At 49.6% G+C, this 15,750-nt stretch carries 16 protein-coding genes; 8 read left to right on the top strand and 8 right to left on the bottom strand.

Annotation, left to right across the window (positions count from 1 at the left end):
* Positions 1 to 69 precede the first annotated feature (69 nt).
* From solA to FQZ95_RS25575, 4 genes are all read left to right on the top strand, one after another.
* Entirely contained in the window at positions 70 to 1,188 is a 1,119-nt protein-coding gene (gene solA / locus FQZ95_RS25590; protein ID WP_000872833.1) for an N-methyl-L-tryptophan oxidase, read from the top strand.
* Between the two features lie 47 nt (positions 1,189 to 1,235).
* Positions 1,236 to 1,349: a YceO family protein gene (locus FQZ95_RS25585; protein WP_001253418.1), complete on the top strand. Its 114-nt coding sequence runs from the start codon at positions 1,236 to 1,238 to the stop codon at positions 1,347 to 1,349.
* A 261-nt stretch (positions 1,350 to 1,610) separates the two neighbouring features.
* Positions 1,611 to 2,177 carry a cytochrome b gene (locus tag FQZ95_RS25580; RefSeq protein WP_000011127.1) on the top strand — a complete coding sequence of 189 codons (567 nt, stop codon included), beginning with the start codon at positions 1,611 to 1,613 and terminating at the stop codon, positions 2,175 to 2,177.
* A 3-nt stretch (positions 2,178 to 2,180) separates the two neighbouring features.
* On the top strand, positions 2,181 to 2,756 hold the full coding sequence (locus tag FQZ95_RS25575; RefSeq protein ID WP_000749261.1) for a YceI family protein: 576 nt from the start codon (positions 2,181 to 2,183) through the stop codon (positions 2,754 to 2,756).
* Between the two features lie 41 nt (positions 2,757 to 2,797).
* Here FQZ95_RS25575 and trhO read toward each other — a convergent pair whose 3' ends face one another.
* Entirely contained in the window at positions 2,798 to 3,850 is a 1,053-nt protein-coding gene (gene trhO / locus FQZ95_RS25570) for an oxygen-dependent tRNA uridine(34) hydroxylase TrhO (RefSeq protein WP_001353290.1), read from the bottom strand.
* 224 nt (positions 3,851 to 4,074) lie between these two features.
* Between trhO and lpxL the strand changes: the two genes are divergently transcribed.
* From lpxL to FQZ95_RS25555, 3 genes are all read left to right on the top strand, one after another.
* Positions 4,075 to 4,995: a kdo(2)-lipid IV(A) lauroyltransferase gene (lpxL, locus tag FQZ95_RS25565; protein ID WP_001353291.1), complete on the top strand. Its 921-nt coding sequence runs from the start codon at positions 4,075 to 4,077 to the stop codon at positions 4,993 to 4,995.
* A 171-nt stretch (positions 4,996 to 5,166) separates the two neighbouring features.
* Positions 5,167 to 6,393 (top strand): multidrug efflux MFS transporter MdtG, encoded by a 1,227-nt coding sequence (gene mdtG, locus FQZ95_RS25560; protein ID WP_032183921.1) that lies wholly within the window; start codon positions 5,167 to 5,169, stop codon positions 6,391 to 6,393.
* A gap of 82 nt (positions 6,394 to 6,475) precedes the next feature.
* Positions 6,476 to 6,850, top strand: coding sequence for a MysB family protein (locus tag FQZ95_RS25555; protein WP_000180056.1), 375 nt, complete (start codon positions 6,476 to 6,478; stop codon positions 6,848 to 6,850).
* Here the strand turns inward: FQZ95_RS25555 and FQZ95_RS25550 are convergent, their stop codons facing one another.
* The 3 genes from FQZ95_RS25550 to mdoG all read right to left on the bottom strand — a co-directional run bounded on the left by FQZ95_RS25550 (position 6,851) and on the right by mdoG (position 11,322).
* Complete coding sequence (locus FQZ95_RS25550) at positions 6,851 to 7,078, bottom strand: YceK/YidQ family lipoprotein (RefSeq protein WP_001211028.1); 228 nt, start codon at positions 7,076 to 7,078, stop codon at positions 6,851 to 6,853.
* 172 nt (positions 7,079 to 7,250) lie between these two features.
* Complete coding sequence (gene mdoH, locus FQZ95_RS25545) at positions 7,251 to 9,794, bottom strand: glucans biosynthesis glucosyltransferase MdoH (protein WP_088541678.1); 2,544 nt, start codon at positions 9,792 to 9,794, stop codon at positions 7,251 to 7,253.
* The gene (gene mdoG / locus FQZ95_RS25540) at positions 9,787 to 11,322 is read right to left on the bottom strand and encodes a glucans biosynthesis protein MdoG (RefSeq protein ID WP_001300662.1); all 1,536 of its coding nucleotides are present in this window, start codon (positions 11,320 to 11,322) and stop codon (positions 9,787 to 9,789) included. Before mdoG ends, mdoH begins: the two co-directional genes overlap by 8 nt.
* Positions 11,323 to 11,715: 393 nt before the next feature.
* Between mdoG and mdoC the strand changes: the two genes are divergently transcribed.
* On the top strand, positions 11,716 to 12,873 hold the full coding sequence (mdoC, locus tag FQZ95_RS25535; RefSeq protein ID WP_001070350.1) for a glucans biosynthesis protein MdoC: 1,158 nt from the start codon (positions 11,716 to 11,718) through the stop codon (positions 12,871 to 12,873).
* 7 nt (positions 12,874 to 12,880) lie between these two features.
* Here mdoC and clsC read toward each other — a convergent pair whose 3' ends face one another.
* The 4 genes from clsC to csgC all read right to left on the bottom strand — a co-directional run bounded on the left by clsC (position 12,881) and on the right by csgC (position 15,696).
* Positions 12,881 to 14,362 (bottom strand): cardiolipin synthase ClsC, encoded by a 1,482-nt coding sequence (gene clsC / locus FQZ95_RS25530; RefSeq protein ID WP_001353293.1) that lies wholly within the window; start codon positions 14,360 to 14,362, stop codon positions 12,881 to 12,883.
* Positions 14,304 to 14,837: an O-acetyl-ADP-ribose deacetylase gene (ymdB, locus tag FQZ95_RS25525; protein WP_000857405.1), complete on the bottom strand. Its 534-nt coding sequence runs from the start codon at positions 14,835 to 14,837 to the stop codon at positions 14,304 to 14,306. Before ymdB ends, clsC begins: the two co-directional genes overlap by 59 nt.
* Before the next feature lie 94 nt (positions 14,838 to 14,931).
* The gene (gene ymdA / locus FQZ95_RS25520; protein ID WP_000489582.1) at positions 14,932 to 15,243 is read right to left on the bottom strand and encodes a protein YmdA; all 312 of its coding nucleotides are present in this window, start codon (positions 15,241 to 15,243) and stop codon (positions 14,932 to 14,934) included.
* A gap of 120 nt (positions 15,244 to 15,363) precedes the next feature.
* Positions 15,364 to 15,696 carry a curli assembly chaperone CsgC gene (csgC, locus tag FQZ95_RS25515; RefSeq protein ID WP_000992818.1) on the bottom strand — a complete coding sequence of 111 codons (333 nt, stop codon included), beginning with the start codon at positions 15,694 to 15,696 and terminating at the stop codon, positions 15,364 to 15,366.
* Between the last annotated feature and the right edge of the window lie 54 nt (positions 15,697 to 15,750).

Below are 15,750 nucleotides of genomic sequence, written 5' to 3'. Positions count from 1 at the left end.
CCATTTCTGGGTTGTATATCTGCATTCAGTTAATTACTCTGCTTAAACCATGAGAGCAGAGAGAAAAAAATGAAATACGATCTCATCATTATTGGCAGCGGTTCCGTAGGCGCTGCCGCCGGGTATTATGCAACCCGTGCCGGTTTAAACGTGCTAATGACCGACGCCCATATGCCACCGCATCAACACGGCAGCCACCACGGCGATACGCGATTAATTCGCCATGCTTATGGTGAAGGCGAAAAGTATGTCCCGCTGGTCCTCCGCGCGCAAACGCTGTGGGATGAACTCTCCCGCCACAACGAAGAAGATCCCATTTTTGTACGCTCTGGCGTCATTAACCTTGGCCCGGCTGATTCCACATTTCTCGCCAACGTCGCCCACAGCGCCGAACAGTGGCAACTCAACGTTGAAAAGCTCGATGCGCAAGGGATTATGGCCCGCTGGCCGGAAATACGCGTCCCGGACAACTACATCGGATTATTTGAGACTGATTCCGGCTTTTTACGCAGCGAACTGGCGATTAAAACCTGGATCCAACTGGCGAAGGAAGCGGGTTGTGCGCAGTTGTTCAACTGCCCGGTCACCGCAATTCGTCATGACGATGATGGCGTAACTATTGAAACCGCTGACGGTGAGTATCAGGCGAAAAAAGCGATCGTCTGCGCGGGAACATGGGTAAAAGATCTGCTCCCGGAACTGCCTGTCCAGCCCGTACGCAAAGTATTTGCCTGGTATCAGGCCGATGGTCGCTATAGCGTGAAGAATAAATTCCCGGCGTTTACCGGTGAACTGCCCAATGGCGATCAATATTATGGTTTTCCGGCAGAAAACGACGCGTTGAAGATTGGCAAACATAACGGAGGCCAGGTTATCCATTCAGCGGATGAACGTGTTCCGTTTGCGGAAGTGGCCAGTGATGGGTCAGAAGCCTTCCCGTTCTTGCGCAATGTATTGCCGGGTATCGGTTGCTGCCTGTACGGCGCTGCCTGCACCTATGATAATTCGCCTGACGAAGATTTTATTATCGATACTCTACCCGGCCACGATAATACACTGCTCATTACCGGCCTGAGCGGGCACGGTTTTAAATTTGCGTCAGTTTTAGGGGAAATAGCTGCCGATTTTGCGCAAGACAAAAAAAGCGATTTTGATTTGACGCCATTCAGGCTTTCCCGCTTCCAATAATCATCATTACGGCCTCCAGAATGAGGCCGTTTTTACAGGAGTATTTAATGCGTCGGCTGTTGCACTATCTCATCAATAATATTCGCGAGCATCTGATGCTTTATCTTTTTCTCTGGGGACTGTTGGCAATTATGGACCTGATCTACGTGTTTTATTTTTAGTTTTTCCGCACTGACATAAACTGACAAATATTTAATCTCCCTTTCATTTAGCGTGAAAAATTGAATGAGATTCTTCCTGCCTCTACAGCACTCACCAGACCTTCCAGATGCTGAACCCACTAAACTTATGAAGATTCTTTCATTATTAATTCAAAATTATTGAAATAAAAATAAATATCATTCAATTTGTTATTTTTGTGTTGCAATTCATTCTCCGACACGCCATTTTCTTTCTCTCGCAAATTCGTTTTGGATGCACTTATGTCATTCACAAATACCCCTGAACGCTATGGTGTTATATCTGCGGCCTTACATTGGCTAAGCGCAATTATTGTCTATGGCATGTTTGCTTTAGGTCTGTGGATGGTCACGCTCAGCTATTACGATGGCTGGTACCACAAAGCACCCGAATTGCATAAAAGCATCGGCATTTTGTTAATGATGGGGCTGGTTATTCGCGTTCTTTGGCGCTTCATATCTCCACCGCCGGGTCCGCTGCAAAGTTATTCGCCCATGACTCGTGTTGGCGCAAAGGCTGGACATCTTGCATTGTACCTATTGCTGTTCGCCATCGGCATCAGCGGCTATCTGATCTCCACTGCCGATGGTAAACCGATCAGCGTTTTTGGCTGGTTTGACGTCCCCGCGACCCTCGCCGACGCTGGCGCACAGGCTGACTTTGCCGGTGCCCTGCATTTTTGGCTCGCGTGGAGCGTCGTAGTACTGTCCGTTATGCACGGATTTATGGCCCTGAAGCATCATTTCATCGATAAAGACGACACTCTGAAGCGCATGCTGGGAAAGTCGTCATCTGACTATGGAGTATAAAAAATGAAAAAAAGCCTGCTTGGTTTAACCTTCGCGTCCCTGATGTTCTCTGCCGGTTCAGCGGTTGCCGCCGATTACAAAATTGACAAAGAAGGTCAGCACGCCTTTGTTAACTTCCGCATCCAGCATCTTGGCTATAGCTGGTTATATGGCACCTTTAAAGATTTCGACGGTACTTTTACCTTTGATGAAAAAAATCCAGCTGCCGATAAAGTGAATGTGACAATTAACACCACCAGCGTCGATACTAATCACGCCGAACGCGATAAACATCTTCGCAGTGCGGATTTCCTCAATACCGCAAAATATCCACAGGCAACATTCACCTCCACCAGCGTGAAGAAAGACGGTGACGAACTGGATATTACCGGCGATCTGACGCTGAATGGTGTAACCAAACCCGTCACGCTGGAAGCGAAATTAATTGGTCAGGGCGACGACCCGTGGGGCGGTAAACGTGCAGGCTTTGAGGCCGAAGGCAAAATTAAGCTCAAAGACTTCAATATCAAGACAGATTTAGGTCCAGCTTCTCAGGAAGTGGATCTGATTATTTCAGTGGAAGGCGTACAGCAGAAGTAAGCGTGAAATGTTGCCGGATGACACGCATCCGGCAATGATATTTATTCTGTTGGATCAGGAATGCCCAGTGTTGTATTCAGACGTCCACGAGACTTATTAAAGATCTTATTGCCATTTTCACGTCCTGCCCGACGGCGTCGCTGTTCTTCTGGCGGTAACGCGCTTTCTTCGCAGCAAATCTCACTGCAACAACCTTTGTATTTTTCTGCACATACTGGACACTGAATAAACAGCAGGTGGCAGCCATCATTTTTACAGTTGGTATGGCTATCGCACGGCGCACCGCACTGGTGGCAATGCGCGATAATCTCATCAGAGATACGTTCGCCCATCCGCTCGTCAAACACAAAATTTTTGCCAATAAAACGCACCGGTAAGCCCTGCTCGCGCGCCTTACGGGCGTATTCAATAATTCCGCCTTCGATATGCCAGACTTTATTGAATCCGTTATGTTTCATCCAGGCACTGGCCTTTTCACAACGAATGCCGCCGGTGCAGTACATAACGATTTTTTTATCTTTATGTTCCTGCATCATCTCGACTGCTTTTGGCAGCTGCTCACGGAAGGTATCTGCCGGAATTTCCAGCGCGTTTTCAAAGTGCCCCACTTCATACTCATAGTGGTTACGCATGTCGATAAACAATGCATCGGGATCGTCAAGCATGGCGTTCACTTCTGCCGCTTGCAGATACTCACCAACATTGCTGGCATCAAAGTGAGGATCGTCAATACCGTCGGCTACGATGCGATCGCGCACCTTCATGCGCAGTACCCAGAAGGATTTCCCGTCATCATCCAACGCGATATTCAGGCGTAAGCCATCTAAAGCAGGGTCGAAGCCGTATAGCTGTGCGCGAAATGTTTCAACATTGCTCGCAGGTACACTGATTTGCGCGTTAATCCCCTCATGCGCCAGATACACTCGCCCAAAAATATTCAGCGCAGTAAACAGCTGATATAAAGCGTCACGGGTCGCTTTCGGATCGGCGATGTGGAAATACTTATAAAACGAAATGGTGGTGCGCGGTTCGCGCTCAGCCAACATTTTGGCTTTCAGCGCGTCGTTGGAAATGCGGTTGTGTAACACTGGCATGGTGTACGGTTCCTGCGAGATGGGAAAGTAAAAATCCGCGGCATGATATAGCAATTATCGATAATTAACATCCACACATTTTACGCTACATTTGCGCATTAAAAATTATTTATTATTTACAAGCGCGGTAATTTCGCCCAGTCTTCAGCCACAAATTTTGGTTGCGGGCGAAAAAATGCGACAATACATACAATTGCCCGAATAGGTTGAAAAACAGGATTGATATGACGAATCTACCCAAGTTCTCCACCGCACTGCTTCATCCGCGTTATTGGTTAACCTGGTTGGGTATTGGCGTACTTTGGTTAGTCGTGCAATTGCCCTACCCGGTTATCTACCGCCTCGGTTGTGGATTAGGAAAACTGGCGTTACGTTTTATGAAACGACGCGCAAAAATTGTGCATCGCAACCTGGAACTGTGCTTCCCGGAAATGAGCGAACAAGAACGCCGTGAAATGGTGGTGAAGAATTTCGAATCTGTTGGTATGGGGCTGATGGAAACCGGCATGGCGTGGTTCTGGCCAGACCGCCGGATCGCCCGCTGGACGGAAGTGATCGGCATGGAACACATTCGTGACGTGCAGGCGCAACAACGCGGCATCCTGTTAGTTGGCATCCATTTTCTGACTCTGGAGCTGGGTGCGCGGCAATTTGGTATGCAGGAACCCGGGATTGGCGTTTACCGCCCGAACGATAACCCACTGATTGACTGGCTACAAACCTGGGGCCGTTTGCGCTCAAATAAATCGATGCTCGACCGCAAAGATTTAAAAGGCATGATTAAAGCCCTGAAAAAAGGCGAAGTGGTTTGGTACGCACCGGATCATGATTACGGCCCGCGCTCAAGCGTTTTCGTCCCGTTGTTTGCCGTTGAGCAGGCTGCGACCACAACCGGAACCTGGATGCTGGCACGGATGTCCGGCGCATGTCTGGTGCCCTTCGTTCCACGCCGTAAGCCAGATGGCAAAGGGTATCAGTTGATTATGCTACCGCCAGAGTGTTCTCCGCCGCTGGATGATGCCGAAACCACCGCCGCGTGGATGAACAAAGTGGTCGAAAAATGCATCATGATGGCACCAGAGCAGTATATGTGGTTACACCGTCGCTTTAAAACACGTCCGGAAGGCGTTCCTTCACGCTATTAAATCTCCCATGCCGGATGCTTGAGAATGGCATCCGGCATTCCCACAGCAAATCCTCCTGATTTAGCGATAAAAGCTCTCTGGATTGCGCCCCCTGGAAGTCGGGCGCATAATTAGTGTGCTTATCTTTTCTTCTTATGTTCACCGCGCCTGGCGCACCAACAGCGGATTGCTATGTCACCCTGTGAAAATGACACCCCTATAAACTGGAAACGAAACCTGATCGTCGCCTGGCTAGGCTGTTTTCTTACCGGTGCCGCCTTCAGCCTGGTAATGCCCTTCTTACCCCTCTACGTTGAGCAGCTTGGCGTTACGGGCCACTCCGCCTTGAATATGTGGTCCGGTATTGTCTTCAGCATTACATTTTTATTTTCGGCCATCGCCTCACCGTTTTGGGGTGGACTCGCCGACCGTAAAGGCCGAAAACTCATGCTATTACGCTCTGCCCTTGGGATGGGCATCGTGATGGTGTTAATGGGGATGGCACAAAATATCTGGCAGTTTTTGATCCTGCGGGCGCTGCTTGGTTTGCTTGGCGGATTTGTTCCCAACGCTAACGCACTGATCGCCACACAAGTACCGCGTAATAAAAGCGGCTGGGCGCTGGGTACGCTCTCCACAGGCGGCGTTAGCGGCGCGTTGCTCGGCCCAATGGCTGGTGGTTTGCTTGCCGATAGCTACGGCTTACGTCCGGTATTCTTTATTACCGCCAGTGTGCTGATACTTTGCTTTTTCGTCACCCTGTTTTGCATCCGAGAAAAATTCCAGCCAGTCAGCAAAAAAGAGATGCTGCATATGCGGGAAGTGGTGACATCACTTAAAAACCCGAAACTGGTACTCAGCCTGTTTGTCACCACGTTAATCATCCAGGTGGCGACGGGTTCAATTGCCCCTATTCTGACGCTGTATGTCCGCGAACTGGCGGGTAACGTCAGTAATGTCGCCTTTATCAGCGGCATGATCGCCTCGGTGCCTGGCGTGGCTGCTCTGCTGAGTGCACCACGACTCGGCAAACTTGGCGATCGAATCGGCCCCGAAAAGATCCTGATTACGGCGCTGATCTTTTCTGTACTGCTGTTGATCCCAATGTCTTATGTTCAGACGCCATTGCAACTTGGGATTTTACGTTTTTTGCTCGGTGCCGCGGATGGTGCACTACTCCCCGCCGTACAGACACTGTTAGTTTACAACTCGAGCAACCAAATCGCCGGGCGTATCTTCAGCTATAACCAATCGTTTCGTGATATTGGCAACGTTACCGGACCATTGATGGGAGCAGCGATTTCAGCGAACTACGGTTTCAGAGCGGTATTCCTCGTCACCGCTGGCGTAGTGTTATTCAACGCAGTCTATTCATGGAACAGTCTGCGCCGTCGTCGGATACCCCAGGTATCAAACTGATTTTTCGCCTTTCATACTTGCAATAGCGGAGAATCAGCTATCCTTTTCCCTGAAACCTCATCAACTCAAAGGGAGAATCGTGATGACCATGTACGCAACGCTTGAAGAAGCCATTGACGCTGCACGCGAAGAATTTCTTGCAGACAACCCCGGCATCGACGCCGAAGACGCGAATGTGCAACAGTTCAATGCCCAAAAATACGTTTTGCAGGACGGCGACATCATGTGGCAAGTTGAGTTTTTTGCCGACGAAGGGGAAGAAGGTGAATGTTTACCCATGCTTAGCGGTGAAGCCGCGCAAAGTGTCTTTGACGGCGACTATGATGAGATAGAGATCCGCCAGGAGTGGCAGGAAGAGAATACATTACATGAATGGGACGAGGGGGAATTTCAGCTTGAGCCACCGCTGGATACGGAAGAAGGACGGGCAGCGGCTGATGAGTGGGATGAACGCTAATTACTCATACGGGCCATGATGAATGTCGATCGGCAGCAGTAAAGTATCGAAAACAAGGGAGAATGGCAGATCAAGGATCGTGACGTAACGCCAGGCGGAGTCACGCACGTCCCATTGCACACCAGGATAATATTGGTTGCCATGCCCCTGCCCCGGTATAGTGCGACTAATAATACTGCCGCAGCCACTCAACAAGGTCACCATAATACTGACCATGATGAAACGCATTTGATACCTCTCCCGTAAAAAAATACCGGCATAACGCCGGTATTTTTATTGGCTCGTTGTTTTTGCCTAATGCGGCGTGAACGCCTTATCCGACCTACAAAATCTTGCAAAATCAACACATTGCAGGAGCAATGTAGGCCTGATAAGCGTAGCGCATCAGGCAACTACGTTTTTATTGCGAAGCCGTATCCGGTTTACGCAATGCCAGCGGATTCAGCTTTATCCCTTCATAATAACTCACCCAGGAAGAATATCTCTCCGGGGAATTCCAGACGCGGAAATGCAAACGGGCCATCGTCACCGGATCGCTTAGCAGCACCAAACGGCGATCGCGATTCAGTTTCTCTGGCGTCTCGTTGAGCGCCTGTTCAACGTGGCGGTCACGGGCAATTTCCAGCACCTTACTGGCGCGGTGACGCGCCGTCGCCATGGCGGTTGCCAGAGCGTTAAATGAAGGGTTAAACACCGCATGCATAAAGCCATCGTCGAGGGAGCGTTGACGATTCATCTCGAGGAAACGATCGGTATCAAGCAGCACCTGCGGCGGTGAATACTCTTCCGGGATCAGGAACAGTTTCCAGCGTTTGGTACGCAGACCCACTGTAGTACGGCTGGAGATCACCGAAACAAACGGTGACAAGATCAACGAGAAGACAATCGGTGCCAGCCAGAACAAGAAACGCAGATCCAGCCACGCCATACCAACTGCCCACACTAACCCCAACAGCAGCTGTGAGCCGTGGCGTTTGAACGCTTCGCCCCAGGAAGTGGAGTCATCATCACGCTGCGGTGAATTCCACACCACTTCCCAGCCAAGGAACGCGCTGACGACGAAGACCGTATGGAACAGCATGCGTACCGGAGCCAACAGCACGGAAAACAGCACTTCCAGCAGCAACGATAATGTAACGCGCCAGAAGCCGCCGTATTCTTTCGTTCCTTTGCACCAGATAAGCAAAATGCTCAATAACTTCGGCAGGAACAACAGCACCATGGTCGAAGCAAAAAGTGCAATCGCCAGCTCAGGACGCCACTGCGGCCACACCGGGAATAACTGCCGTGGTTGCAGGAAGTATTGCGGTTCGGTCAACGCATGCACTACCTGCAATGCAGTAGAGAGCGCGAGGAACATAAACCACAGCGGAGCGGAGAGATAAGACATCACGCCCGTCAGGAATACCGCACGGTGAACCGGGTGCATACCCTTAACCAGGAACAGACGGAAGTTCATCAGGTTACCGTGGCACCAGCGGCGGTCACGTTTTAGCTCATCAAGCAAGTTAGGCGGCAATTCTTCATAAGAACCCGGGAGATCGTAAGCAATCCACACCCCCCAACCAGCACGGCGCATCAACGCCGCTTCCACGAAGTCATGTGACAGGATTGAACCGGCAAAGGAACCTTCGCCCGGCAGCGGAGCCAGTGCGCAGTGCTCGATAAACGGTTTCACGCGGATAATCGCGTTATGTCCCCAGTAGTGCGACTCGCCAAGTTGCCAGAAGTGCAAACCGGCTGTAAACAGTGGCCCATACACGCGGGTCGCGAACTGCTGACAGCGCGCATACAGCGTATCCATACCGGACGCTTTCGGCGACGACTGAATGATCCCGGCGTTCGGGTTGGCTTCCATCAGGCGCACCAGCCCGCACAAACAATCACCGGTCATTACCGAGTCAGCATCCAGCACCACCATGTAGCTGTACTGGCTGCCCCAGCGACGGCAGAAGTCATCGATATTACCGCTTTTACGCTTCACGCGACGACGGCGGCGGCGATAGAAAATCTGACCTTCGCCACCGACTTCAGCGATCAGCTCCATCCACGCTTTTTGCTCTGCGACGCAGATATCCGGGTTATAACTGTCACTCAGAATGTAGACATCAAAGTGTTTGGCATTCCCGGTGGCTTTTACTGATTCCCACGTTGCACGCAGGCCAGCAAAAACACGGTTCACGTCTTCGTTACAGATAGGCATGATCAACGCCGTGCGATGCTCCGGGTTTAATGGTTCATCGCCAACTGTCGACGCAGATATACTGTATTTATCGCGACCAATAAGCAGTTGCAGGAAGCCCATCAACGCCGTCCAGAATCCGGCGGACACCCAACAGAACAGCACCGCAAAGAGGATCAGGATACCGGTTTGCAGCATATAAGGCAGAAGCTGCATAAAGGAAACCCACAGATCCTGACCAACCATATCCATAGGATTAATCAGCGCCCACCCCTGATATGGAAGAATGGTCTTCATATACCAGGTCGCGACAACAGTTTGCGCGAGCGTCAGGATTAACAGAATGTAACGGCGGATGGTGCCGACGGTACGCCACTTTTGCTCGCTCTCCTGCTCTTCTTTGGTCAAACGAGCCAGATAGCGCGGCGTCACATCGCGTCCACGCAGACGATCCCAGAAACGGCCTACCGGGTTGGTACGCCACGGATCGGGAAACATCGAGGAGCGTTTTGCTTCTGGCATCGCCTTAAGCTGATCGCGCCCTTCATCGTCTTTAATTAACTGTCCATCAGCAAGTGAATCTGGCCAGGCTTGTTCCAGACGCGCCTTTACCGAGCCTTGCGGGGAGTCATCCTCCCGCGCCCAGGTGCGGTGTTCGGCATCCAGCGCCTGATGAACGGCGCGGATATCAGTCTTCGGCAATGCCGCTTTCTCGCTTGCGGCGATGGGCATTGCGTCAATGTACTCAGTTGTCTTATTCATTGGCAGGTAACTGGTAGCTCCAGGTTTCACTCAACGTCTGATCGGCATTCACCAGCGCAGCACGCATTTCAGTGGTTTTCTTGGCATCTTTCACTTTCACACGCATCACCAGACGCCAGCCTTTGGTAACCGGGTTATAGCGCACCGTGCTTTCAACTATCTCACCATTATCACCAATGCTGGTTTGCGCTGTGACCGGGGTATCCTCTGGCAGTTTTTTCATCTCTGCGCCGGTAAAATCGACCACAAAGGCGATAGTACCGTCAGGCTGGCGAATCAGGTTCGACTGCTTCACATCCCCCGTTGAACGACGCGTTTGTTGCACCCATGCGTTATCTGGTGCATGCAGTTTGTCTTCATCACGGCTAAAGGTGATGGTGTATTTAAAGTTCATCTCTTTACCCGGCTCCGGCAGCTGATCCGGAGTCCAGTAAGCGACGATGTTATCGTTGGTTTCATCGTTGGTTGGAATTTCCACCAGCTCAACGCTGCCTTTGCCCCACTCCCCTTTCGGAGTCACCCATGCGCTTGGACGGAGGTCGTAACGATCATCGAGATCTTCGAAGCGGGAGAAATCACGACCGCGCTGCAACAGACCGAAGCCTTGCGGATTTTCCATCGAGAAGCTGCTGACCGCTAAATGTTTCGGGTTATTCAACGGACGCCAGATCCACTCACCATTACCGGCATGGATAGAGAGACCGTTAGAGTCGTGCAACTCCGGGCGATAGTTATTTGCAGGCGAAGGTTGGTTCGGCCCAAACAGGAACATACTGGTTAATGGTGCAACCCCCAGTTTGCCGACTTTATCGCGCAGATAGATTTTCGACTGCACATCCACAACCGTGTCACGCCCTGGCATAACCACGAATTTGTAAGCACCTGTCGCACGCGGCGAGTCAAGCAATGCATAAATGGTTAAACGTTTATCAGTCGGTTTTGGACGCTCGATCCAGAACTCTTTGAAACGTGGAAATTCTTCACCCGATGGCAAGGCGGTATCAATTGCCAGGCCGCGGGCAGAAAGGCCATAAACCTGACCTGCGCCAATCACGCGGAAATAGCTGGCCCCGAGCATGCTGACGATTTCATCGTTTTTATCTTTGCTGTTGATCGGGTAAAGCACTTTAAAACCGGCAAAACCAAGGTCTTTTACCGTGTCTTTATCATGCTGAACATCGCCGAAAGTGAAATAATCCGGGCTGTATTTGATTCGTTTGACTGCGGTGGCAGTCACTTCATTTATTTTGACCGGGGTATCGAAGTACATACCCTGATGGTAGAACTCGAGTTTGAATGGGGTCTTCAGATTGTTCCAGTACGCTTTGTCATGATTAAACTGGATCTGCTGATAGTCCGCGTATTTCATGTCGCGGAAAACGGAGGGCAAGTTGCTTTTAGGCGCCTCATAGCCTTTCCCGGCTAAGGATTGAGCTTGCTTTGCGACATCATCAATACTGAAAGCCCAGCTTGAAGATGTATACAGGGTTAACATTACTGCAGCACTCAACCAACGCATTTTCATCATTTGTAGTTTATGTTTCATAATTAGTAAGCACTTCCCCCTTTGTGTGCTTATATCGATCCGATCTATTTTAATGGATAACCAGCCATTCCGACAACAGAATCCCGGTATCGTTCAGCACGCTGGCTCATGGATTAAGCACCTGGTTGCAACCGTTTTCACTTTCCGTGCTTCTCCTAAAGACAGAAGCATCGACTTCGTGTAGGGTTTGCCAGCAAATTTATTTATCAACCGTCTTACAGACGCTTCCATTCTGGTTAGTGGTAGCGATGATGCTATGCATAAAAACCTTGAAGCCTGCGTCTGGCGCGGTCAGGTCGGTGTCGCTATGGCAACAAGCCTAAAGGCATAACCCGACAGGGATAAGACGAAAAATCCGAGATTAGTTAACCATATATGAATCCAGTACCCGCGCAACGTGAATATTTCCTCGACTCCATCCGCGCCTGGCTGATGTTGTTAGGGATCCCTTTTCATATTTCTTTAATCTATTCGAGCCATACATGGCATGTGAATAGCGCCGAACCGTCATTGTGGCTGACCCTTTTTAATGACTTCATCCACTCGTTCCGCATGCAGGTATTTTTCGTTATATCCGGGTACTTTTCCTACATGCTTTTTTTACGCTATCCCTTGAAAAAATGGTGGAAAGTACGTGTCGAACGTGTAGGGATCCCGATGTTAACAGCCATCCCCTTACTGACATTGCCGCAATTTATTATGCTGCAATACGTCAAAGGGAAAGCGGAAAGTTGGCCTGGGCTGTCATTGTATGACAAATATAATACGTTGGCCTGGGAATTAATATCACACCTGTGGTTTTTACTGGTGTTAGTGGTCATGACGACGCTGTGCGTATGGATATTTAAACGCATCAGAAATAATTTAGAAAATTCTGATAAAACGAATAAAAAATTCTCGATGGTAAAATTATCGGTGATTTTTTTGTGCCTCGGCATCGGTTATGCGGTAATAAGAAGAACGATTTTTATTGTGTATCCACCCATTCTGAGTAACGGCATGTTCAATTTTATTGTCATGCAAACGTTATTTTATTTGCCGTTCTTTATCCTCGGCGCACTGGCTTTCATTTTCCCTCATCTTAAAGCCTTGTTTACCACGCCGTCTCGTGGCTGTACCCTTGCAGCAGCATTGGCGTTTGTCGCTTATTTACTCAACCAGCGCTATGGCAGTGGCGATGCCTGGATGTACGAAACCGAGTCGGTGATTACCATGGTCCTCGGTCTGTGGATGGTGAATGTGGTCTTCTCCTTCGGCCACCGTTTGCTTAACTTCCAGTCAGCGCGGGTGACTTACTTTGTTAACGCATCGCTATTTATCTATCTGGTTCACCACCCGTTAACGCTGTTTTTCGGCGCGTACATTACACCGCACATCACCTCCAACTGGCTTGGTTTTCTCTGTGGCCTGATATTCGTAGTAGGGATTGCGATAATTCTGTATGAAATTCATTTACGCATCCCGTTACTGAAGTTTTTGTTCTCTGGTAAACCGGTTGTTAAGCGTGAGAACGATAAAGCACCAGCCCGTTAAGCCGCGTTTACAATAACCATTCCACAGGCAATATCGACGCCAGTCTGACCATAACCCGCTTCCAGAAACTGGTAGCGGGTTCTTTTTTGAGAACAATTTCTTTCTTTGCATGACGATCAACCCAGTTGATCCGCCCCCACCTGTCCAGACGGAGCTGCCAGGCCGCATCATACTGGCTCTGAATAAAGCGTTTATCAATTAACTGTGCCAGCGTTTCGCTCTCTATCACGAACCCCATTTCAGTATTGAGCAATGTCGAACGTGGATCGAAATTGAAAGAGCCAATAAACACCGTTTTACCATCGATGCTAAAGGTTTTAGCATGCAGGCTGGCACCGGAATTACCGGTTATGCCGCGATCGTGTAACGTACTACTTTGTTCACGCGTCGGCTTGAGTTCATATAATTCCACGCCGTAGCGGAGCAATTTTTTGCGCCAGCGCGCGTATCCGGCATGGACGACAGCAACATCGTTAGCGGCAAGAGAATTGGTTAGGATCGCAATCTTTACCCCTTTTCTCACCATCCGTAAGAGTTGCGCCACACCTGCGCGTGTCGGTACAAAATAGGAAGAGATAATATCGATGCGTTCACTGGGTGAGCCCATGATATCGAACAGGCGTTGCGGTAACAGTGAATGCCGTTTTGCCTTGCCTTCCCCTTTCGCCGGATCATCACTTAATAAACGTGTTTTCGCCCAGATAAGCGGCAACGTTCCATCAACCAGATGATTTATAAACGGGCTGGATTCCATTTTGCGTAAATAACGATGCGTCATGGCATCGTCATGCCAGGAGGCGGGTAACTCGATGCGATCCGCCATTTCACCTTCCGGGACATCCAGCACCTGCTGTAAGGGTGAAACCGATTTACAATACCAGTAGCGGGCGAAATCATCGGCAACGTCCTCTACAACTGGTCCTATTGCCATGACATCTAAATCCGAAAAAAGTGGCTCTTCCCCTGCACCAAAATAGGCATCACCAATATTTCGCCCTCCTACCAGCGTCACCACGCCATCGACAGTGAAACTTTTATTGTGCATACGGCGATTGAGACGGGAAAAGTCGGTGATATAACCAAGCGGACGTAGCAAGCGAAACGAGAAAGGATTAAAAAGCCGGACTTCAATGCGGGGATGACTGTCAAGCAAGCGTAAAATGTCGTCAAGTCCGGGTGTATTGTTGTCGTCCAGCAACAAACGGACGCGAACGCCACGCTTTGCTGCGGCTAACAGGGCGGAAAACAGTAACCGACCCGACATATCGTCCTGCCAGATGTAATACTGAACATCCAGCGTATGCTCTGCCATTTCGGCCAGACGATACCGGGCGGCAAACGCATCCAGACTTTTCTCCAGAGGGAAAAGGCCACACTGACCGGGATGTTGCGAACACAGTGGCAGCACCGCGCTCGCCAGCCGGGGCAAATCATTCATCTCCTTGTTGGGTAAGGAGTCTTTCGTAGAGGTGGGCGTTTTCTTCATCATAACAGACAAAGTATACCTGTTCGGGTAAAGCGTGACGGGTAATAAATTCTGAAACGGTTTTTACTGCGATTTCAGCCGCTGCCGCACGAGGGTAACCATAAACCCCAGTACTAATTGCAGGAAAAGCCACTGACGTATAGCTGTTTGCCGCCACCAGTCGTAGGCTATTGAGATAGGCATCCTGCAAAAGCTGGTCTTCGTTTTGTTCACCACCACGCCAGACTGGCCCGACGGTGTGCACTACGGCTTTCGCGGGAAGATCGCCTGCAAGCGTAATAACGGCATGCCCCGTAGGGCAATCGCCCTGCTGCTGCCTGACTTTTAAACAGGCATCCAGCAGGGCCGGACCCGCTGCGCGATGAATGGCCCCATCGACGCCGCCGCCTCCCATTAATGACGGATTAGCCGCATTCACAATCACATCAACGGCCAGTTTGGTAATATCACCCTGCACAACATGAATACGCGTTTTCATAATGCCTCCTTACACCTTCTTGTTTCTTAAGTGTACAGCAGGCTTTTTGGTTAAATCGCATTTTTCTGCTCAGCAAGGTGAGTTGTTCAGAAACTTAGTTATATTCGATGTTCATTACAGCCAGCTTTTTCTGTTTATCAAGATACTGCACTTTTACTGAGGCTATTTGCGCGTTTTTGACATTGCCGCTCATTAACGCTTTGCTGGAATAGGTTCTGCCCGGAACAGAGCCATTCTGTGGGCAGTTCATTTCTACGGGTGATGACTGGGTGCTGACGTCACATGCCGGTTCCACAATTTGGCCATAAAAATGGATCACGCCCCCTTGCGCGGTGCTTCCTGCGATGGCAATAAAAGGAAAAAACAAACTGCCGAGCATAAGAGAGTTTAAAAAAGGTCTGAACATTTATTCTATTTCCTCAATGATTAGTCATCCTTGAGGGTTGTGTTATCCATACTTTCAGGTTGGCTGATCCGCAGCAGACCATTCTCTCCAGATTCATCTTATGCTCGATATTTCAACAAATTAAGACTTTTCTGAAGAGGGCGGCCATTGTTGTGATAAATGAAGTGACTGTCCATCAGAAACAGTAACAACTATTTTCACCCGATCGTCCGGGGAAATATTTAAACTCAACTTCGTCAAAGCAATGGGTTGATTAGCAGGCAATGAGAGGGTCTTTTCTTGCTTCGTCTGACTTTGTCCTGAACTGCCTTCACGTAGGGACAATATTTGTACTCTGCATAGACAAGATTGAGTAAGAGTGACTTCAGGAATAATGGTGTACATATCCCCTTGCTGGGTCGTATTAAAGGTTATCTGACTGGAAAGTGCCGCAAGGAGTAATAACGCATTCATATTCATCTCCCGAAAAAAAACAGGGCTTACGCCCTGTTTCTGTAATACGAAATA

The organism is Escherichia sp. HH41S, from assembly GCF_009820115.1.
In the GTDB taxonomy this organism is placed as follows: domain Bacteria; phylum Pseudomonadota; class Gammaproteobacteria; order Enterobacterales; family Enterobacteriaceae; genus Escherichia; species Escherichia coli_F.
This window is presented reverse-complemented; position numbering and strand designations above follow the sequence as displayed.